Here is an 18,581-nt window from a genome sequence, read left to right as displayed (position 1 = left end):
AGGACATCCCCGTGGACTCCATCACCCGCACCGCCGAACAGATCGTCGCGATCGAGGCCGCGCGCGCCTACGTCGCCGAGATCGAGACCGGCGGCCCTATCGACATGGGCGACACCGGGCGACTGATCGGGCGCCTTATGGGGGCCGAGACGCTGCTCATGGAGATCGCCGCCGCGTACGCGGAGGGAGCCGGACAGTCCGGACCGGAAGGGAGGAACCGATGAGTGACGACCGGTGCGAGCAGTGCGAGGAGCACGCGCGGCTGCACAGCGGTAACTGGCTTGGCATCGGTCGGGACAACGAGCCGTGCGAGCCGTGTGAGGACCACGCCCGCAACGGATGCCCCGACCGCAGGAACAAGAGCTGGTGGTGACTGACCAGCACGAACAGCCCCGGTGGGCACGCCGTGAGGGCGCCGGATCGACTCCGGCCCGGGGCACTCCCGCACCACCCCCGACCACGCACCGGAGGACGCATGGAACAGCTCCCTGTCCCGCGTACGGTCGTCCAGCTCCCGGACGGCACGCACGCCTACATCTCCCCGTCGGACCTGCCCGTACCGCAGCAGACCGGCGCCCCGCAGGTTGTCCACATCCACCAGGCCCCGCCGGACCGGACGGTGCAGCGCGTCGCGCTCGGGTCCGGGATCGGCGCCGGCGCGGTCGGCGCGTCCGTCTACTTCGGTCCGCTGCTGGTCGCCGCCATGACGTCGATGGCGGTGTCCCTGGCCGTGGTCGCGCTGGTCGTCGTCGTCACCGCGTGGGGCCTGGTCACGGTCGTCCGGTCGGTCGGCGGCACGGACGGCAAAGCCGCCGCCAAGAACCTCGCGAAGGCCCGCCGGCGCCGCTGAGCGCCAGCCCCGGCAACCACGCCGTGAGGGCGCCGGATCGACTCCGGCCCGGGGCACGCACCACCACCCCACACCAACCGAAGCAGAGGAACCGCCCGCATGACAGACCGGCAGATGACCAGCCAGGACTACCGGGCCCGCGCCGAAGCGCTCCTTGCCCGCAATCCGTGCAAGCCCCCCATCACGCCCCAGCAGGTGGCCGAGGCCGCCGTCTGGGCCCAACTCGCCCTGGCCGCCGCCACCGAGCAGTACACCGGAGCGCACGGCGAGACCGGCCAGGTGAGCGGCCGTGGCTGAACCGAAGTTGACCGCAGGGGAGAAGGCGCGGGTCGCCGTCCTGGTGGTCCGGATGACCAAGCGGTGCGCGGTCAGCGAGGACATCGACCGCAGCGACCTGGAACGACGGGTCGACCGCATCATCGACGGCGCCCGCAAGCGCGAAGAGCGTGCCGCCAAGACCCGCAAGTGACTGCGCCCCGGGGCGGCCGTACACCGGCCAAGGAAGCCGGCCGCCCCGGGCCAACCCGCCCGCCACGTGGGCAGAGCAGGAGACCCCCATCATGACTGAACTCGCCACGGAGGCGCCCGACATGGGAAGCCTGCACCACCTCGATGACCACCGGCCCGCCGGATCCCCGGTGACGCTGGTCAAGCCCACCGGCCCTGCCGACGCGACCGTGGACGACGCGGGCGCCGGGGTGGAGGCGGTTGACCGGCCCGACAACCCGTTGGCCGACTGGCTGACCGTGCCCGACGCCCCCGTACTCCCGGTGTGGGCCCGCTCCACCGCGTCCATCCTCGCCAACGCCAAGGCGCTCGCGCGGCTGACCTGGTGGCACACCCGCTACCACGGCATCCGCACACCCAAGTACCTGTTCAAGACGGTACTGCTGGCCGCACGCGGCTTCTACCGGGCCACCGTGGGACTGTGGCCCACCCTGTCCGCACAGGACCACAGCGCGGCCGTCAAAGCCCTGCGCGCACAGGCCAAGGCCAAGCCCGAGGACGTCGAACTGGCAACCCGGTTGCAGGCCGCACACGCGGAACGCACCCGCAGCCGCCGGTGGCGCTTCGGCGCCGCCGCCGTCGTCGTCGCCACCTCCGCGATCGGCGTCACCCTCCTCGACCCGCTGGCACAGGCCGGTATCGCGGGCGCCGTCATCACCCCGCTCGCCTACCTCGGGCGCGGCAAGGACACCCACCTCCTCGACCAGGGCGCCCCGCCGCTCAAGGTGGACATGTCCGCGACCCAGCTCAACGACGCTCTGCGTGCCGCCGGCCTCCTGAAAAGCGGCAGTGGCAAGGATGCGGAGAAGGACGCTCCGCGTGTGTCGTGCACGATGGGCCCGGTCCGGGACGGCCGTGGCTGGGCCGTGATCTTCGACATGCCCCGGGGCGGAGGCAAGACCGCCTCGGATGTGCTGGCGAAGCGTGAGGTGATCGCGCAGGAACTCGGGGTCGATGAGATCCAGGTCATCATGTCCCGGGTCCGCGCGGCCAAGGGCGGCAACGCGGGACGGGTGTCGATGTGGGTGGCGGACGATGACCCTTACCTCGCCGACCCGACTCCCTCCCCGCTCGCGACGATGGAGAAGTTCTCGATCTGGGACGCGGTCCCCTTCGGGGCCGACGCCCGGGGCAACCGGGTGAGCGTGCCCGTGATCTGGCAGTCCATGTTCTTCGGCGGACTGCCCCGGCGCGGGAAGACGTTCACGCAGCGCCTGATGACGGCGGCCGGTCTCCTCGATCCGTGGGTGCGGCACTACGTGGCCGACTTCAAGGGCGGGCAGGACTGGATGGGCATGCGGCACGTCGCCCACCGCCTCGTGCTCGGTGCCGAGGAAGACGCGATCACCGCGTTCAAGGAGATGCTGGCCGAACTCCTCGCCGAGATGGAACGGCGCTTCGCCCTGTTCCGTGGCCTGCCCACCTCGATCTGCCCGGAAGGCAAGCTCACCCCGCAGATCATCGAGAAGTACAAGATGCCGTTCATCTTTCTCACCGTCGATGAGCTGCAAGAAGCCTTCCTCGCCATGGACGACAAGGACCGTGAGGCCGTCGTGGACGACCTCGGACGGATCGCACGCAGGGGTCCGGCCGCCGGGTTCATCTCCAACTACGCCTCCCAGCGCCCCGACGCGAAGAGCGTGCCGACCAAGCTGCGGGAGATCATCACCATCCGGTGCTGCACCCAGGTCACCGACAAGACATCGTCGGACATGGTCCTCGGGTCGGGGAAGGCGGCCATGGGCGCGGACGCCTCCCTGCTGTCCGAGGAGCACAAGGGCGTGACCGTGCTGGTCACCGGGCCCGCCTCCTACGCCACCGTCAAGAACGACCTGCTCACCACCGCCGAGTTCAACTCCCTGTGCCTCAAGGGCCGGACACTGCGTGAGGCGGTGGGGCAGATCACCGGCGACGCCGCCGGAGATGTGGCGGCCGGCGCCGGACGCGTCGGGGTCACCATCGCACCCGTGCTCTCCGACGTCCTCGACGTCATGCGGCACTCCGACCGGCTGCACTCCGTCGACCTCCTCGCCCGCCTCGTCAACGCGGATGAGGACCGGTACGGGGACTGGGACCTCGACAAGCTCGCCGCCGAACTCGACGCGGCCGGAGTCAAGCGCACCACCAAGCAGATCAACATCAAGGGCAAGAACCTCGCCGGGTACCGCCGCGCCGATCTCGAAGCCGCCGTACCCGAGGAACTGCTCCTCGCCGCACGGGCGGTAGACCCCTCCCCCTCTACCGGAGCCCCCGCCTGACCCCCTCCCCAACCCCGCTACCCGAACGGCTCCGGTAGCGGGACCCCTCTACCACGGTAGAGACCCCCCATAGAGGGGTCTGACCTGCGAAGTAGAGGGCCCTAGAGGGGTCCCAGCGCCCCCACCCCGGACCCCTCTCAGCGTCAGAACAGCGACCACGCCGGCACTCCAATGAAGGGAGAGCCACCGTGGCTCTGACCATCTCGCTCCTGCTCGGCCTCGCCCTCTTCCTCATGCTCCGCGCGCACATCCTCGGCTGGGGAGCCGCCGCCGTCGCCGCCGGATTCGGGTTCTTCCTCGCCTCCACCGGCGCCGCCGAACCGATCAACCAACTCACCACCGCCCTCATCAACGCCATACCCGACCTGTAGGAGCCTTCGTGACCGACGAGGAAGTCACCGCCACCTTCTACGGCGTCCACATCCTCACCTTCGAGGACAGTGACGCCGCCCTCACTCACGACCGCCGCCGCGCCATCGCCGCCCTGAGCGCCTTCTACCGCACCGAATGCGGCGAACGGCTCACCAACGTCACCAGGCACCCGGACCTCAACTTGTCCACCGGCTGGGTCCAATACGACGCACGAGACGACGACATATGGGTCGTACCCACCACGGCCGACCACCCCTCCGCCCGGCCCGTCACCTGGTTCAGCCCCTGACAACGCCTGCCCCAGCGTCGCCGCGACCACGGCGACGAACCGCCCTTCTAGACACGGCTAGGGCGGCCCGCATCTCGCCAAAGTTCCGGGCCGCCCTGGTCTCCAGCTCACTCAGAACAGGAGACATCCAGCATGACTCAACCGATCCCCATCCGGCGAGTGCCGGACCAGCCGCGGGTGGTGGCGCTGTGCGCCGGCTACGGCGGACTCGAACGCGTCCTCACCCCGGGCATCGGCGGCCAGGTCGTCGCCTATGCCGAGAACGACCCGTACGCCGCGGCCGTGTTCGCCGCGCATCACCCCGGGGTGCCGAACCTGGGGGACATCACCCGCACCGACTGGCAGCGCGTCCGCGACCTGTATCGGCCGGACGTCATCAGCGCGGGTTTCCCGTGCCGCAACATCTCGAACGCTGGACGAAGGGACGGAATCAATGGGCAGTGGTCGCGCGTCTGGAAAAACGTCGCTGAGGCTGTGGGCATCCTTCGACCGCGCTACGTCTTCCTGGAAAATGTGGCGGCGATCCGCTCGCGGGGGCGGGGGCTGGACGTCGTCGCCGCAGACCTGGCCGCGCTCGGGTATGACGTCCGGTGGACATGTCTACGAGCTGGTGACCCCGAAGTCGGCGCCCCGCACCCGCGGGACCGCTGGCTCGCAGTTGCCCATCCCGCTGATGCCGACCCCCACCAGCTCGGACGGCACTGGCGGCCCCGGCACCTCGCCGAAGCGCAAGGGTGGGCTGAACCTGCGCACCGCGGTGACCAGGCTGCCGGTGCCCCCGGAGGCGTGAACCTGCTCCCGACGCCGGCGGCGCGGGACTGGAAGTCCGGGGCCTCCAACCTGCTCGGCAGGAACAGTCGGCCCTTGAACGAGGTGGTCGTCAACCTCCTGCCCACCCCGAAGGCGTCGGACGGGCCGCACGGCGGGCCGAACCAGCGCGACACGTCCGGCCGTTACTACCTGCCCGGCCAGGCCGTGCGGCTCGATGACCGGTGGGTGGCCAGTGACGGTACCGACTACGGTCCCGCGATCCGCCGCTGGGAGCACGTCACCGGCCGGCCCGCCCCGTGCCCGACCGAACCCGGCACCCGCGGCAACCGCCGCCTGTCACCGGCGTTCGCGGAATGGCTCATGGGCCTGCCCGCCGGATGGGTCACCGACGTCCCCGACATCCCCCGCAAGGAACAACTCCGCATCATCGGCAACGGCGTCGTACCCCAACAGGCCCACCACGCCTACGGCTTACTCCTCAACGCCACCAGCCTCCCCGCCACACTTGAGGGGAGCGCCGCCGCATGACCAGCCCCCTCCTGAACGCCGCTCTGGACGCCGCCGAACGCGGCTGGCGCGTCTTCCCGCTCCGGCCCGGCGACAAGCGCCCCGCCCTCCACGGCGAGACCGCCTGCCCCCGCACCGGGGAGTGCACGGCCGGCCACCGCAAGTGGGAGCAGCGCGCGACCACGGACCCGGACCGCATCCGCCGGGCCTGGTCCACGTGCCCGTTCAACATCGGGATCGCCACCGGCCCCTCCGGGCTGGTCGTCGTGGACCTGGACATGCCCAAACGCACGACCAAAGGCAGTACGGACGCGCCTTCCGGCGCGACGACCTTCGAGGCGCTCTGCGAGCGCACCGGGCAGCCCGGCCCCGCCACCTACCGCACCCGGACCGCGAGCGGCGGTCAGCACCTCTACTTCACCGCCCCGCCCTGCACGCGGCTCGCCAACACGGCAGGCAGGCTCGGGCCGCTGATCGACACCCGAGCGTGGGGCGGATACGTCGTCGCCGCGGGCAGCATCGTCCAGGGCGCCGCCTACGCGGTTGTCGATCCCGCGCCGGTAGCTCAAGCCCCGGATTGGCTTCTGGACGCTCTCAAGCCCTCTCAGCCCCCCGCACGGCCCGTTGTGGTGAGCATGCCGAAGTGCGGCACCCGCGCCGCTCAAGCCGCCCTGGACCGCGAATGCGACACGGTCCGCGCGGCCCCTGAGAAGCAGGGCAACACCACGCTCAACCGCAGCGCCTTCAAGGTGGGGCGCTTCGTCGCGTGGGGCGACATTCCCCGCCACGAGGTTGAGCAGGCCTTCCAAGCGGCGGGAGAGGAACGCGGACTCACCGTTGCCGAGTGCCGCGCCACGATCCGCAGCGCCCTGGACAGCTCCATCCGCAGCGCCCGGCCCCGGGAGACGGCATGAGCACCCGACGCCATCCCCGCTTGGAAGGCCCCACCGCCGCAACCGACCACCCTCGCTCCGCCGAACCAGCCCTGGCCCCGTCCGGCAGTAGCGCGCCGAAAGTCGCCGCCGAAGGCGTCCCCACTGCTGTTCGCCTGGACCCGCAGCAGGGCGACGGACGGCACCCGGTCGCCTGGCTCCGCATCACCGCCCCCAAGGGCGCCACGCCGACCGCGGCGTCGTGGTGCGCGTGCGGCCGTGACCTGTTCGCCGCCGGCCACCGCAAGGTGCTCGCCCTGATCGCCGACCACACCGCCCACCGCGACACCTGCCCGCTCCGGAGCCCCCAGGAAGAGAGGAACGCCGCATGACCGACACCAGCATCGACGGCGCGGCCCTGCTCAACGAGGTAGAAGCCTTCCACCGCCGCTTCAACATCTTCCCGATGGAAGCCGCCTACGTCGCGGCGGTCCTGTGGGACGCGCACGCCCACCTGCTCGACTGCTTCGACTCCACCCCGCGATTGGCGTTCCTGTCCCCCGAGCCGGGCTCGGGGAAGTCGCGCGGGCTGGAGATCGTAGAAACCTTGGTCCCTCAGCCCATGGTGGCCGTCAACGCCAGCGCGGCGGCGCTGTTCCGGGCGGTGTCCGGTCCGGACGGTCGGCCCACGATCCTCTTCGATGAGATCGATACCGTCTTCGGCCCCAAGGCAGGCGACAACGAGGAACTGCGAGGGTTCCTCAACGCCGGGCACCGCCGTACCGGAGTCACCTACCGATGCGTGGGCGACAGCCAGACCGTGACCCCCTTCCCCTCCTACACCGCCGTGGCCGTGGCCGGACTGGGGTCCCTGCCGGACACGATCCTCACCCGCTCCGTCATCATCCGCATGCGCCGCCGCGCGAGGAACGAAAAGGTGGAGCCCTACCGGGCCAGGCTGCACGAGCAGGAAGGCAACGCCCTGCGAGACCGGCTCGCCACATGGGCAGAGCAGGTGCACGACAGGGTGATGGGCGCCTGGCCCGAAATGCCAGACGGCGTCACCGACCGCCCCGCAGATGTGTGGGAACCCCTGCTCGCCGTAGCGGACGCGGCCGGCGGCCACTGGCCCAAGCGGGCCCGCGCCGCCTGCCTCGCCCTGGTCAAGGCATCCGAAGCCAACGACAAAGGCAGTCTCGGCGTGCGGCTTCTGACCGACCTGCGTGACCACGTCCTCATCGGCGTCGACAAGCTGCCCACCGTCGCCATCATCGACCGCCTCAACGCGCTCGATGACGCCCCGTGGGCCGACATGGGCGGACGGCCGCTCGACAACAGGCGACTGTCCAAGATGCTCGGCGAGTACATGACGGCGGACAACGAACCCATCGCCTCTCGCAACATCCGCACATCCGGTGGAGTCCTCAAAGGCTTCTTCGTCAAAGACCTCGAAGACGCTTGGACCCGCTACTGCCCCTCCCCCACAGCCGCTACAACCGCTACACCGCTACAGCCCAGCTCAGAGCCATTGAATCTGTAGCGGCAAACCCCGATGTAGCGGCTACGCCCCCGCACTCGCGAACGGCCGTAGCCGCTACATCTCGCCCGTCCGCTACAAAAATCATGCCGCTGACCTGCGATGTAGCGGTGTAGCGGATGTAGCGGACCTGAGAGGGGGGTCCCGGGCCCGGATTCCCCGAAAGGAGAGACCCGTATGGCAACGGCGTCCGCGACGACCACGCTCCGGGCCGGACTCCCGGACCGCTACCTCACCCCCGACGACATCGCCGCCATGTTCGGTGTCCCGCTGGAGACCGTCTACGCCTGGCGCAAGAAGCGCACCGGCCCTCCCGGATTCCGTATCGGCAAACACGTCCGCTACGACCCCGCCGCCGTACGCGCATGGGTCAACGACCGCATGAACGAGACCGAAGCAGCCTGACCCCAGCCAGCCCAGCACCCCGGCCGGTGGCGAGCACCCCTCGCCACCGGCCGCCGCCATACCCAAGGAGCACCCGCCACATGGCAGGCCACATCCAGGACCGCTGGTACAAAACCGAAACCGGCCCCAACGGCAAGACCGTGCGCGTCAAGGCCGACCGCCACGGCACCGGCATGCGCTACCGCGCCCGCTACGTGGCGCCGGACGGGAGTGAGCGCAGCCGCTCTTTTCCTGACAAGCAGAAGCGCTTGGCCGAGTCGTGGCTGACGCAGATCGCGGCTGACATGACGCGCGGCCAGTATGTAGATCCCTCGGCGGGGAAGGTGACGTTCCAACAGTTCGCCGCCGGGTGGTTGGCGTCTGCCACGACGGACGTGTCCACCGTCACGGCCATGGAGCTGCGGTTCCGGCTCCATGTCTTCCCGTACATCGGGTCGCGCTCGCTGAGTGCGTTCCAACCGGGGCACATTCGGTCTTGGGCTCGCGCGTTGAAGGACTCCGGCATGGCCGCGTCGTATCAGCGCGTCATCTTCGCCAACGTGTCCGCAGCATTTGGCGCCGCCGTGGACGATGGCATTATCGTTCGGAACCCCTGCCGCGCTGGTTCTGTCCGCGCGCCCAAATTGGACGCGCGAAAGCTCAAGCCGTGGACTCGTGAGCGGGTCTTCGACGTACGGGCTGGCCTGCCAGAGGAATACCAGGCCCTCGTTGACCCGGGCGCAGGCTGCGGCTTGCGTCAGGGCGAGATCTTCGGGCTGGCACCCGATGAAGTCGACTTCCTTGGGGGAGTCGTGCATGTCGTGCGACAGGTCAAGATGGTGGGTTCGCATCTCGTGTTCGCCCCACCCAAGGGCGGCAAGCTGCGGGACGTCCCGTTGCCGGACGCGGTGTCATACGCGCTTGCCGCGCACATCACCCGCCGGCCGCCGATCGAAGTCACGCTGCCGTGGAAGACACCGGACGGGCCGCCGGTCACGGCGACGCTGCTCTTCTACTCGCGCGAGCGGAAGCCGTTGAACCGGAACTACTTCAACATGTACCTGTGGAAGCCCGCTCTCGTCTCCGCAGGCGTCATCCCGGAGCGCGAGCCGGGGGAGCGGTTCAAGGAGTCGCGCGAGCACGGCATGCACGCGCTCAGGCACTTCTACGCGTCCGTCCTGCTGGACGCCGGGGAGAACATCAAGGCCCTTGCCGAGTACCTGGGTCACTCGGATCCGGGCTTCACGCTCCGGACGTACACGCACCTGATGCCGAACAGCCAGGCGCGCGCCCGTAAGGCCATCGACGCGATGTTCAGCGTTCCCGAGGACGACGACCAGGGGGAGGAAGCGGAGCAAGCCGCAGGGTGAACGCGGCCCGCAGAAAGGGCCGTCTGCCGTGGCTCCGGTGAACGGAGCGCACGGCCGACGGCCCATGGACGGCCCAGGGGAGCGAACAGCCGCTCTGACCTGGGGCGTTCCTAAATGTCGAAGTACAGCTCGAACTCGTGCGGGTGCGGGCGCAGTTGGATCGGGGCGATTTCCTTCGTGCGCTTGTAGTCGATCCACGTCTCGATCAGGTCCGACGTGAAGACGCCGCCGGCCTGCAGGTACTCGTTGTCCGTCTCCAGGGCCTCCAGGACCGCGGGGAGGGATGTCGGGACCTGGGGGACGCCCGCGTGCTCCTCAGGGGCGAGCTCGTAGAGGTCCTTGTCGATCGGCTCGGCCGGCTCGATCTTGTTCTTGATGCCGTCCAGGCCCGCGAGGAGAAGGGCCGAGAAGGCCAGGTACGGGTTCGAGGACGGGTCCGGGGCGCGGAATTCGACGCGCTTGGCCTTCGGGTTCGAGCCCGTGATCGGGATGCGCATGGCCGCCGAGCGGTTGCGCTGCGAGTAGACCAGGTTGACCGGGGCCTCGAAGCCGGGGACCAGGCGGTGGTACGAGTTCACCGTCGGGTTGGTGAAGGCCAGCAGCGAGGGGGCGTGCTTCAGGATGCCGCCGATGTAGTAGCGGGCGGTGTCCGAGAGGCCCGCGTAGCCCTGCTCGTCGTAGAAGAGCGGGGTGCCGCCCTGCCACAGGGACTGGTGGACGTGCATGCCGGAGCCGTTGTCACCGAAGATCGGCTTGGGCATGAAGGTCGCGGTCTTGCCGTTGCGCCAGGCGACGTTCTTCACGATGTACTTGAAGAGCATCAGGTCGTCGGCCGCGGCGAGCAGCGTGTTGAACTTGTAGTTGATCTCCGCCTGGCCGGCCGTGCCGACCTCGTGGTGCTGGCGCTCGACCTGGAGACCGGACGCCTCCAGCTCCAGGGAGATCTCGGCGCGCAGGTCGGCGAAGTGGTCGACCGGCGGGGCCGGGAAGTAGCCGCCCTTGTAGCGGACCTTGTAGCCGCGGTTGTCCTCGAGCGCACCGGTGTTCCAGGCGCCGGCCTCGGAGTCGATGTGGTAGAAGCCCTCGTTCGCAGTGGTGTTGAAACGCACGCTGTCGAAGACGTAGAACTCGGCCTCGGGGCCGAAGTACGCGGTGTCCGCGACGCCGGTGGAGGCGAGGTACGCCTCGGCCTTCTTGGCGATGTTGCGCGGGTCGCGGCTGTACTGCTCGCCCGTGATCGGGTCGTGGATGAAGAAGTTGAGGTTCAGCGTCTTGTCACGGCGGAAGGGGTCCAGCCGGGCCGTCGACAGGTCCGCGCGCAGCGCCATGTCCGACTCGTGGATGGCCTGGAAGCCGCGGATCGACGAGCCGTCGAAGGCCAGCTCCTCAGCCGGGTCGAACGCCTTCGCCGGGATCGTGAAGTGCTGCATCACGCCAGGAAGGTCGCAGAAACGGACATCGACGAACTTGACGTCCTCGTCCGAGATGAACTTCTTGGCCTCGTCGGCGTTCTGGAACATCCAGCTCCTCCTCCTCCCGACCCGGGGAGGGGCGGGGGTTAACGGTCGTGCGGCCAGTGCGGTGGCACACGCTGGACCCGACCATAGGTTTCCGGGATTTCTCCAGCATGACCCATTTGTTTCGCCGAAGTTAACCAGCCCGGGTGCGCGCCGGGGCGTACGGCGCCTCCGTCAGCGCCCGCGTACCCCCCGTTCCCGGGGCCGAAAACAGGTCGCAGTACCGTGGACGGGTGGACAACAGGGAAGCAATCGGATCGTGGCTCTCCGGACCGCGCGCGGCAGCCGAGGACATGGGTGTCGACTTCGGTTACCGGGGCGAGCGGCTCGGTCTGCCGGAACACGGACCGGGCTCCGTCGCCCCGCTCGGCCGGCGCTTCGGCGCCCTCTTCGTCGACTGGGCGCTGTGCATGCTGATCGCATACGGGCTGCTCGCCCGGGGTGACTGGCAGGCATCGGGCAACTGGGCCCTCGGCGTCCTTCTCGTACTCAGCGTGCTCACCCTCGGTACGGTCGGCTTCACCCCCGGCAAGCGCCTGTTCGCCCTGCGAGTCATCACCGAGAGCGGCGAGCGGATGGGGTTCGGCCGCGCGCTCGTACGCAGCGTGCTGCTCTGCCTGGCCATCCCCGCGCTGATCTGGGACCGCGACGCTCGCGGGCTCCACGACCGCCTCGCCCGCGCCGTGCAGGTGCGGATCTAGAGTCCCATCGGGTGCGGATCCAGCGTCCAGTACCAGTAGGGGGCCAATAGAGACCAGTAGGGGTCCAATAGAGAGGGCGGTTCGGAACTCGCGTTCCGGACCGCCCTCTTGAACGTCTACAACGTCTGCCCAACCGTGTACACGGAGATCAGCGCGGCTTTCCGCCGCCCTTCGGCATCCGCATGCCCTTCGGCATCGGCCCCTTCGGCAGCGGCATGTTGCTCATCAGGTCGCCCATCGCCCGCAGCCGGTCGTTGGCCGCCGTCACCTGCGGGCCCGCCAGCACCCGGGGCAGCTTCAGCATCGTCGTACGGACCTTCTTCAGCGGCACCTGGCCATCGCTGTCACCGACGATGATGTCGTGCACCGGTACATCCACCACGATGCGCGCCATCCGCTTCTTCTCGGCCGCCAGCAGGCCCTTCACCCGGTTCGGGTTGCCCTCGCCCACCAGCACGATGCCCGCCTTGCCGACGGCCCGGTGGACGACGTCCTGGTTGCGGTTCATCGCCACCGCGGGCGTGGTGGTCCAGCCGCGTCCGACGTTCTCCAGGACGGCCGCCGCCGCTCCCGGCTGGCCCTCCATCTGCCCGAAGGCGGCTCGCTCGGCGCGGCGGCCGAAGATGATCGCCATCGCGAGGAACGCCAGGATGAAGCCCAGGATGCCCAGATAGATGGGGTGGTTGATCAAGAAGCCGACCGCGAGGAAGACACCGAAGGTGACGATTCCCACACCCGCGACGACAAGACCGACCTTCGAGTCGGCCCGCCGGGTCATCTTGTAGGTAAGGGCGATCTGCTTCAGTCGCCCCGGGTTCGCAGCAGTGTCTGCGTTTTCCTTCCTCGCCATGCCCAGAAGTTTACGTGGCGTGGGAAGTGGCCTCCGACACCGCCTCCAGTACATGCTCCGCCTCGACCCGGTCCTTGGCCCTGCGGCGGTCCTCCAGCACGGCCGTCCAGGCGTTTCGGCGGGCCGTACGCTGGCCACCGCTCAGGAGCAGGGACTCCACGGCGCGCAGCGCGGTGGAGACGGAGGGCAGCACCATGCGGGTGCGTGGTGCGGCTGCCGCCACCGCTTTCGTGACGGGTTGTACGGGGCGTACGGGTCGTACCGGCGCGACCTGCATGGCGGCGGTCCCTTCAGGAGCTGTGAAGGTGAACGTGAACGTAGAGGCGAAGACGCGGACACCTGTACGCGGAACGTGCATTCAGGGTCACTCACTGGTGTTACCAGTGCGTGACCGACCGGTCAAACGCGAATGAAACCCCGGAAGCGGTCCCCGGGCCGCCCCCGGAGACACCGACGCGGCCCGTACGACCCATGACCTGCGGGTGAGTACGGACCGCGTGACGCTTCGCCTCTACTGCCGGGTAGCCACTTGTGCTCGGATTCACACAGCCTGGCCGAGGCCCGGATCCCTTATACGGCCTGGGCCGTGACCACCGCGCCGCGTCGCTCCATCGCCTGCTGGTACAGCCGGCCCGCCCGGTACGACGACCGCACCAGCGGTCCCGACATCACGCCCGAGAAGCCGATCTCCTCGGCCTCGTCCTTCAGCTCCACGAACTCGTGGGGCTTTACCCAGCGTTCGACCGGATGGTGTCGTACGGACGGACGCAGGTACTGCGTGATCGTGATCAGCTCGCAGCCCGCCTCGTGCAGCTGCCGCAGCGCCTCGCTGACCTCGGCGCGCTCCTCGCCCATCCCCAGGATCAGATTGGACTTGGTGATCAGGCCCGCCTCACGGGCGCGCGTGATCACTTCGAGGGAGCGCTCGTACCGGAATCCGGGGCGGATCCGCTTGAAGATCCGCGGCACCGTCTCGACATTGTGCGCGAGCACCTCGGGCCGGGAGGAGAAGACCTCGGCCAGCTGCTCCGGAACGGCGTTGAAGTCCGGTACGAGCAGCTCGACCTTGGTGGCGCCGCTCTCGCGCAGCGCCGTCTGCGCGTGGATCTGGCGCACGGTCTCCGCGTACAGCCAGGCGCCGCCGTCCTCCAGGTCGTCGCGCGCGACGCCGGTGATCGTGGCGTAGTTCAGGTCCATCGTGACGACGGACTCACCCACGCGGCGCGGCTCGTCGCGGTCCAGCGCGTCCGGCTTGCCCGTGTCGATCTGACAGAAGTCACAACGCCGGGTGCACTGGTCACCGCCGATGAGGAAGGTCGCCTCGCGGTCCTCCCAGCACTCGAAGATGTTCGGACAGCCCGCCTCCTGGCAGACCGTGTGCAGCCCCTCGCTCTTCACGAGATTCTGCAGCTGCTTGTACTCGGGACCCATTTTCGCCCGGGTCTTGATCCACTCGGGCTTGCGCTCGATGGGGGTCTGGCTGTTCCGGACCTCCAGGCGCAGCATCTTGCGTCCGTCGGGTGCGACAGCGGACACGTCCGGCACCTCTCTCTGCTGGCGCGGCATTCGATTCTTCGGCGAACACCAGGTTACGCCCGATATTTGCGTGGCATTACGTCTGGCCAACCCGTGGCCAGAGGGGCACATTCCCCCGGTCGGCCCAGGAGCCGGGCCCAGGGCGCGAGAGACCCTAGGCGCTCGCGCGCTCACTCTCCCGCTCGATCTCGCGCGGCATCGGCTCCGCGTGGTCCAGTACGTCCCGCAGATGCCTCTCCACCACCGGGACGACCTCCTCCACCGTGATGTCCCGGCCCAGCTCGTACGCCAGTGAGGTGACGCCCGCGTCCCGGATACCGCACGGCACGATCCGGTCGAACCAGGTGTTGTCCGGATTCACATTGAACGAGAAGCCGTGCATGGTCACGCCCTTGGCGACCCGGATACCGATCGCCGCCAGCTTGCGGTCCTCCCGGCGCTGGCCCGCGTTGGACGGCGCGTACTCCGGGCCGTTCAGCCGCGGGTCGAACTCCTCGTCCGCCACCCGGGGATCGAAGTCCAGCGAGAGCCCGCCCACCGCCGGCCGCTCCGCCAGCGGATCCCCGAGCACCCACACCCCGCTGCGGCCCTCGACCCGGGACGTCTCCAGACCGAATTCGGCGGCCGTACGGATCAGGGCCTCTTCGAGCCGGCGGACATGCGCCACGACATCCACCGGGCGCGGCAGCTTCAGGATCGGGTAGCCCACCAGCTGGCCGGGGCCGTGCCAGGTGATCCTTCCGCCGCGGTCCACATCGACGACGGGGGTGCCGTCCAGCGGGCGTTCACTGTCCGCCGTACGCCGTCCGGCCGTATAGACCGGCGGGTGCTCAAGCAGCAGACAGGTGTCGGGGATCTCGTCCGCGAAGCGGGCCGCGTGTATCCGGCGCTGCTCCTGCCATGCCTCCTGGTACTCGACGGATTCCGCGCCGAACCCCAGGCGGATGTACCGCAGCTCACTCACGGCAGTGCCTCCTTCAGAACCTTCACAGTGCACATATCGCGCCCTCGCCACTGTACGGCGGGCCCTCGGCGGTGAGCCGGGCAGGTGCTTCCGGACCCCTCCCGCCGGGCCTCCGCCGGGTCGCCCGCGCGGCCCCATGCCATACCGCCGCCGCCCGCTCGTCAGCGACGCCATCGATCCTCACACGAACGGATGAATATGGGGCGAACGTGCCGGTGAAACCGGTCACTGCTACTAAATTCGCGCCGTTCCATGAGGGCTGCTCCCCGGGCCCGGAAGGCAGGAGACCGTACAGCTGATGTCGGAACGACCTCCGCAGCGCATCCCCAACCGCCAGCTCGCCGCGCTCATCTCAGAAGCCGGTTTCTCCCACGCAGGTCTCGCCCGCCGGGTGGATCAGCTCGGTCTGGAGCACGGCCTCGATCTGCGGTACGACAAGACGTCGGTGACGCGCTGGCTGCGCGGACAGCAACCACGCGGCACCACCCCCGCACTGATCGCCGAGGTCTTCACCCGCCGTCTCGGCCGCCGGCTCTCCGCCCAGGACCTCGGCCTGGACGCCTGCGCCCCCGTCTACGCGGGCCTCGAATTCGCCTCCACCCCCGAGGAGGCCGTCGACATCGTCGGCGGACTCTGGCGCAAGGACTCCGGCAGCCACAGCGAACTGCGCAAGATCGCGTTCACCCCGGCCGGGCTGGTCGTCCCCAGCCGCGACTGGCTGATCGGACGTCCCGACGAGCGGGTGGCCCACCCGGCCGCCCTCCCGCAGAACGCCGCCCGCGTGCCCACCCAGGGAAGGCCCGTGTCCCCGCCCGTCCCCCGGCAGCGCACCGAACGCGCGGTCGGCCAGCGGGTCACCGTAGGAGACATCGAGGCCCTGCGCTCGGTCGGCGACCTCTTCCGCACCCTCGACCACGCCTACGGCGGCGGTCACGCCCGGCAGGCGCTCGTCCGCTATCTGGAGCACGAGGCCGAGCCGATGCTGCGGGGCCTGTACGGGGAGACCACCGGGCGCAGACTCTTCGCCGCCGCGGCGGATCTGACCCGGCTGGCGGGCTGGACCTCGTACGACATCGCCGCCCACGGCCTCGCCCAGCGCTACTTCGTCCAGGCCCTTCGGCTCTCCCAGGCGGCGGGCGACCGCGCGTACGGTTCGTACGTCCTGACCACCATGAGCCGTCAGGCGGTCTACCTCGGCCACGGCCGGGAAGCCGTCCAGCTCGCCCGCGTCGCCCAGCAGGGCATCGGCGCGTCCGCACCCCCGGTCGTCCAGGCGCTGCTGCACTCCGCCGAGGCCCGGGGGCACGGCGTGCTCGGTGAGGTACGGGCCTGTACGGCCTCCCTCGTACGGGCGGAACGCGCCCTGGGTGCGGCACGCCCCGGCGACGACGTACCGCACTGGGCCCGCTTCTTCGACGAGGCGCAGCTCGCCGACGAGTTCGGGCATTGCCACCGCGATCTCCAGCAGTACCGCGCCGCCGTGCAGCACGCCGAACGCTCGCTCCAGCTGCGCTCCCCGGCGTTCGCGCGCAGCCGTCTCTTCTGCCGCGTCGTGCTCGCCTGCGGCCGTCTGGGCCTCGGCGAGCTCGACCAGGCGTGCCTGCTGGGCGCGGAGGCGGCGCAGCAGGCGACCGAGATGCGGTCGGCGCGGGCGGTGGAGTACGTACGGGACTTCGAACGGCGGCTGGAGCCGTACCGGGACGCGGCGGCCGTACGGAACTACCGCGAACGGGTCGCGGCGCTCGGCTGAACGGATCGGCGTCCGCCGGGACTTGAGCCGGTCCCGTCCGAGGTGAGTCGGCGCCCGGACGGGACCGGAGCCTTCGCGGTGCGTGGGTATGTGGGCGCGCGTCGGTTCGCCTTGGCCGGACTACGCCACCGCCGACAGCTGATCCGGTCCGTACGCGGGGCGTACGCCCAGGTCGCGCAGGATCGCGTGGGCGGCGCGGCGGCCCGAGAACAGTGCCCCCTGGACCGTGTTCGTATCGCGGTGATCGCCGCACACGTACAGCCCCGACAACAGCCGGACCGGGCGCCGCAGATCGTGCGGCGGAGACATCGCGGGCACCGCCTCCGGGTCGTGATGGACGGCCAGCAGCTCCCAGTCGTCGGTCGGCGTCCCGTAGAGCCGCGCGAGCTGCGCGCGGACCGTACGGTCGAGAACCGCGGCCGGGGGAGGGGGCCCCAGCACCGTCGACGAGATCAGTGCGCGGCCCTCCGGCGCGCGCGACGGGTCGACCGCGCTCATCACCGCCGTATGCGCCACCGGTCCGCTCCGGTCGGCGTCCAGCAGCAGCGCCGGATCGGTCAACGGGGCGGCGGGCGCGGTGTGGTGCAGCACCGTCACCGCGTGGAAGTCCGGCACCCGCAGGCCCGGCAGCAACTCGGCCGCGGCCCGCGCGCCGGTCGCCACCACGAGCGAGCGGCAGGTGATCTCGCCGTGCTCCTTGGTGGTGACGCCGGAGATCGACGCGTTCGTGACACACACATCCGTACGGACCGTGCCCTCCGGCAGCGTCCGCGCCAGCAGTTCGGGCAGTACGGAGGCGCCGCCCGCGGTGACACAGAGCCTGCCCCGGGCGAACGCGCGCAGCGCCAGGTCCGCGCACCGGCTCGACGTGGTCAGCTCCGGGTCGCAGAGCAGCGCGGACAGCAGCGGGCGGACAAAGCCGTTGACCGTACGTACGGGCAGTCCGCGGACCGACTGAGCCTCCCGCGCGGCCCGTTCGGGGCGGGCCAGCAGCCGGGAAGTGGGCGTGGCCGCGAGGCGGCCCAGGGCCGCGCCGAGCCGGGCCTGGTCGACCGCGCCGCCGAGCGGTGGACGGGGGGCGCTCGCCAGGGCGCGTGCCACTGTCAGTGCGCCACGCGCGCTCCCTATGGCCCCGGTCCGGTAGTTCCGCCCGTCGCTGTGCACGACCACACCCGGCGAGAACATCCGCAAGGCGGCGCCCTCCAGGCCCGGTGTACGGAGCAGCTCCGGATACGAGGTGGTGAGCAGCCGCCCACCCCGGTCGAGCCGGAAGCCGTCGACCCGGTCGGTGGCCATGCGACCGCCGACGTGGGGTGCGGCCTCCAGGACGCTGACTCTCACCCCTGCGCTGGTCAGATGATGAGCCGCGGCCAGACCCGCGAGGCCGGCTCCGATGATGACGACGTCTGCGTGGTGCGCGGTGCTGAGTGCGGTGCTGAGCACGTGCCCCTCCCCGAGGTCGGCGCGGTTGGGTCGAGAGTAGGGAGGGAGGGGGCGGGGGGCGTCCGCGCGCGTGGGGGTCACCGATGCATGGGGGGCGGTCGCC

Annotated in this window: 22 protein-coding genes; 16 read left to right on the top strand and 6 right to left on the bottom strand. The window is 70.0% G+C overall.

The annotated features are described in order from the left end of the window. The first annotated feature begins 11 nt into the window (after positions 1–11). The 14 genes from ACIRQP_RS02020 to ACIRQP_RS01955 all read left to right on the top strand — a co-directional run bounded on the left by ACIRQP_RS02020 (position 12) and on the right by ACIRQP_RS01955 (position 9,717). A complete protein-coding gene (locus ACIRQP_RS02020; RefSeq protein ID WP_403881886.1) occupies positions 12–224 on the top strand; it encodes a hypothetical protein in 213 nt (70 codons plus the stop codon). Further along, a complete protein-coding gene (locus ACIRQP_RS02015) occupies positions 221–373 on the top strand; it encodes a hypothetical protein (RefSeq protein WP_403881883.1) in 153 nt (50 codons plus the stop codon). The genes ACIRQP_RS02020 and ACIRQP_RS02015 overlap by 4 nt, the downstream gene beginning before the upstream one ends. 102 nt (positions 374–475) lie before the next feature. Then, positions 476–850, top strand: coding sequence for a DUF6251 family protein (locus ACIRQP_RS02010; RefSeq protein ID WP_403881880.1), 375 nt, complete (start codon positions 476–478; stop codon positions 848–850). A 99-nt stretch (positions 851–949) separates the two neighbouring features. Further along, complete coding sequence (locus tag ACIRQP_RS02005; RefSeq protein ID WP_403881877.1) at positions 950–1,147, top strand: hypothetical protein; 198 nt, start codon at positions 950–952, stop codon at positions 1,145–1,147. Then, positions 1,140–1,319, top strand: coding sequence for a DUF6257 family protein (locus ACIRQP_RS02000; protein ID WP_403881874.1), 180 nt, complete (start codon positions 1,140–1,142; stop codon positions 1,317–1,319). Before ACIRQP_RS02005 ends, ACIRQP_RS02000 begins: the two co-directional genes overlap by 8 nt. Positions 1,320–1,410: 91 nt before the next feature. Continuing rightward, positions 1,411–3,615: a cell division protein FtsK gene (locus tag ACIRQP_RS01995; protein ID WP_403881872.1), complete on the top strand. Its 2,205-nt coding sequence runs from the start codon at positions 1,411–1,413 to the stop codon at positions 3,613–3,615. Positions 3,616–3,803: 188 nt separating this feature from the next. Continuing rightward, entirely contained in the window at positions 3,804–3,986 is a 183-nt protein-coding gene (locus tag ACIRQP_RS01990; RefSeq protein WP_403881869.1) for a hypothetical protein, read from the top strand. Positions 3,987–3,994: 8 nt separating this feature from the next. Further along, a complete protein-coding gene (locus ACIRQP_RS01985) occupies positions 3,995–4,276 on the top strand; it encodes a hypothetical protein (RefSeq protein WP_403881866.1) in 282 nt (93 codons plus the stop codon). A 132-nt stretch (positions 4,277–4,408) separates the two neighbouring features. Beyond that, a complete protein-coding gene (locus tag ACIRQP_RS01980; protein WP_403881864.1) occupies positions 4,409–5,575 on the top strand; it encodes a DNA cytosine methyltransferase in 1,167 nt (388 codons plus the stop codon). Next, positions 5,572–6,468, top strand: a complete 897-nt coding sequence (locus ACIRQP_RS01975; protein WP_403881861.1) for a bifunctional DNA primase/polymerase — start codon at positions 5,572–5,574, stop codon at positions 6,466–6,468. The genes ACIRQP_RS01980 and ACIRQP_RS01975 overlap by 4 nt, the downstream gene beginning before the upstream one ends. After that, positions 6,465–6,818: a hypothetical protein gene (locus tag ACIRQP_RS01970; protein ID WP_403881859.1), complete on the top strand. Its 354-nt coding sequence runs from the start codon at positions 6,465–6,467 to the stop codon at positions 6,816–6,818. The genes ACIRQP_RS01975 and ACIRQP_RS01970 overlap by 4 nt, the downstream gene beginning before the upstream one ends. Further along, positions 6,815–7,966, top strand: a complete 1,152-nt coding sequence (locus ACIRQP_RS01965) for a DUF3631 domain-containing protein (protein ID WP_403881857.1) — start codon at positions 6,815–6,817, stop codon at positions 7,964–7,966. Before ACIRQP_RS01970 ends, ACIRQP_RS01965 begins: the two co-directional genes overlap by 4 nt. 174 nt (positions 7,967–8,140) lie before the next feature. Beyond that, positions 8,141–8,368 carry a helix-turn-helix transcriptional regulator gene (locus ACIRQP_RS01960; RefSeq protein WP_403881854.1) on the top strand — a complete coding sequence of 76 codons (228 nt, stop codon included), beginning with the start codon at positions 8,141–8,143 and terminating at the stop codon, positions 8,366–8,368. 80 nt (positions 8,369–8,448) lie between these two features. Then, positions 8,449–9,717, top strand: coding sequence for a tyrosine-type recombinase/integrase (locus ACIRQP_RS01955; protein WP_403881852.1), 1,269 nt, complete (start codon positions 8,449–8,451; stop codon positions 9,715–9,717). 110 nt (positions 9,718–9,827) lie between these two features. Here the strand turns inward: ACIRQP_RS01955 and glnA are convergent, their stop codons facing one another. Beyond that, the gene (gene glnA, locus ACIRQP_RS01950) at positions 9,828–11,237 is read right to left on the bottom strand and encodes a type I glutamate--ammonia ligase (RefSeq protein WP_403881849.1); all 1,410 of its coding nucleotides are present in this window, start codon (positions 11,235–11,237) and stop codon (positions 9,828–9,830) included. A 230-nt stretch (positions 11,238–11,467) separates the two neighbouring features. Here glnA and ACIRQP_RS01945 point away from each other — a divergent pair, with 230 nt between their 5' ends. Then, positions 11,468–11,935, top strand: coding sequence for an RDD family protein (locus tag ACIRQP_RS01945; RefSeq protein ID WP_403881847.1), 468 nt, complete (start codon positions 11,468–11,470; stop codon positions 11,933–11,935). A 148-nt stretch (positions 11,936–12,083) separates the two neighbouring features. Here ACIRQP_RS01945 and ACIRQP_RS01940 read toward each other — a convergent pair whose 3' ends face one another. From ACIRQP_RS01940 to lipB, 4 genes are all read right to left on the bottom strand, one after another. After that, entirely contained in the window at positions 12,084–12,785 is a 702-nt protein-coding gene (locus ACIRQP_RS01940) for a DUF4191 domain-containing protein (protein WP_403881844.1), read from the bottom strand. 10 nt (positions 12,786–12,795) lie between these two features. Further along, complete coding sequence (locus tag ACIRQP_RS01935) at positions 12,796–12,981, bottom strand: hypothetical protein (RefSeq protein ID WP_030352759.1); 186 nt, start codon at positions 12,979–12,981, stop codon at positions 12,796–12,798. Between the two features lie 374 nt (positions 12,982–13,355). Then, complete coding sequence (gene lipA, locus ACIRQP_RS01930; RefSeq protein ID WP_403881842.1) at positions 13,356–14,321, bottom strand: lipoyl synthase; 966 nt, start codon at positions 14,319–14,321, stop codon at positions 13,356–13,358. A gap of 154 nt (positions 14,322–14,475) precedes the next feature. After that, entirely contained in the window at positions 14,476–15,285 is an 810-nt protein-coding gene (gene lipB, locus ACIRQP_RS01925; protein ID WP_403881839.1) for a lipoyl(octanoyl) transferase LipB, read from the bottom strand. A 298-nt stretch (positions 15,286–15,583) separates the two neighbouring features. Here lipB and ACIRQP_RS01920 point away from each other — a divergent pair, with 298 nt between their 5' ends. After that, a complete protein-coding gene (locus tag ACIRQP_RS01920; protein ID WP_403881837.1) occupies positions 15,584–17,035 on the top strand; it encodes a regulator in 1,452 nt (483 codons plus the stop codon). 120 nt (positions 17,036–17,155) lie between these two features. On the opposite strand, the gene ACIRQP_RS01915 is transcribed toward ACIRQP_RS01920, so the two are convergent. Continuing rightward, the gene (locus ACIRQP_RS01915) at positions 17,156–18,478 is read right to left on the bottom strand and encodes an NAD(P)/FAD-dependent oxidoreductase (protein ID WP_403881835.1); all 1,323 of its coding nucleotides are present in this window, start codon (positions 18,476–18,478) and stop codon (positions 17,156–17,158) included. Positions 18,479–18,581: the final 103 nt, after the last annotated feature.

It is taken from the genome of Streptomyces sp. NPDC102274 (assembly GCF_044766385.1).
Taxonomy (GTDB): domain Bacteria; phylum Actinomycetota; class Actinomycetes; order Streptomycetales; family Streptomycetaceae; genus Streptomyces.
Note: the sequence above shows the minus strand (reverse complement) of the source record. Positions and strands in the feature narration are given on the sequence as shown.

What these genes read in the sequence shown, in the direction of transcription:
- ACIRQP_RS02005 (WP_403881877.1), top strand. Translation starts at nt 950, where the DNA reads ATGACAGACCGGCAGATGACCAGCCAGGACTACCGGGCCCGCGCCGAA.
- ACIRQP_RS01980 (WP_403881864.1), top strand. Translation starts at nt 4,409, where the DNA reads ATGACTCAACCGATCCCCATCCGGCGAGTGCCGGACCAGCCGCGGGTG.
- ACIRQP_RS01940 (WP_403881844.1), bottom strand. Translation starts at nt 12,785, where the DNA reads ATGGCGAGGAAGGAAAACGCAGACACTGCTGCGAACCCGGGGCGACTG.
- ACIRQP_RS01975 (WP_403881861.1), top strand. Translation starts at nt 5,572, where the DNA reads ATGACCAGCCCCCTCCTGAACGCCGCTCTGGACGCCGCCGAACGCGGC.
- ACIRQP_RS01955 (WP_403881852.1), top strand. Translation starts at nt 8,449, where the DNA reads ATGGCAGGCCACATCCAGGACCGCTGGTACAAAACCGAAACCGGCCCC.
- ACIRQP_RS02015 (WP_403881883.1), top strand. Translation starts at nt 221, where the DNA reads ATGAGTGACGACCGGTGCGAGCAGTGCGAGGAGCACGCGCGGCTGCAC.
- ACIRQP_RS01920 (WP_403881837.1), top strand. Translation starts at nt 15,584, where the DNA reads ATGTCGGAACGACCTCCGCAGCGCATCCCCAACCGCCAGCTCGCCGCG.
- ACIRQP_RS01995 (WP_403881872.1), top strand. Translation starts at nt 1,411, where the DNA reads ATGACTGAACTCGCCACGGAGGCGCCCGACATGGGAAGCCTGCACCAC.
- ACIRQP_RS02010 (WP_403881880.1), top strand. Translation starts at nt 476, where the DNA reads ATGGAACAGCTCCCTGTCCCGCGTACGGTCGTCCAGCTCCCGGACGGC.
- glnA (WP_403881849.1), bottom strand. Translation starts at nt 11,237, where the DNA reads ATGTTCCAGAACGCCGACGAGGCCAAGAAGTTCATCTCGGACGAGGAC.
- ACIRQP_RS01965 (WP_403881857.1), top strand. Translation starts at nt 6,815, where the DNA reads ATGACCGACACCAGCATCGACGGCGCGGCCCTGCTCAACGAGGTAGAA.
- ACIRQP_RS01935 (WP_030352759.1), bottom strand. Translation starts at nt 12,981, where the DNA reads ATGGTGCTGCCCTCCGTCTCCACCGCGCTGCGCGCCGTGGAGTCCCTG.
- ACIRQP_RS01960 (WP_403881854.1), top strand. Translation starts at nt 8,141, where the DNA reads ATGGCAACGGCGTCCGCGACGACCACGCTCCGGGCCGGACTCCCGGAC.
- ACIRQP_RS01970 (WP_403881859.1), top strand. Translation starts at nt 6,465, where the DNA reads ATGAGCACCCGACGCCATCCCCGCTTGGAAGGCCCCACCGCCGCAACC.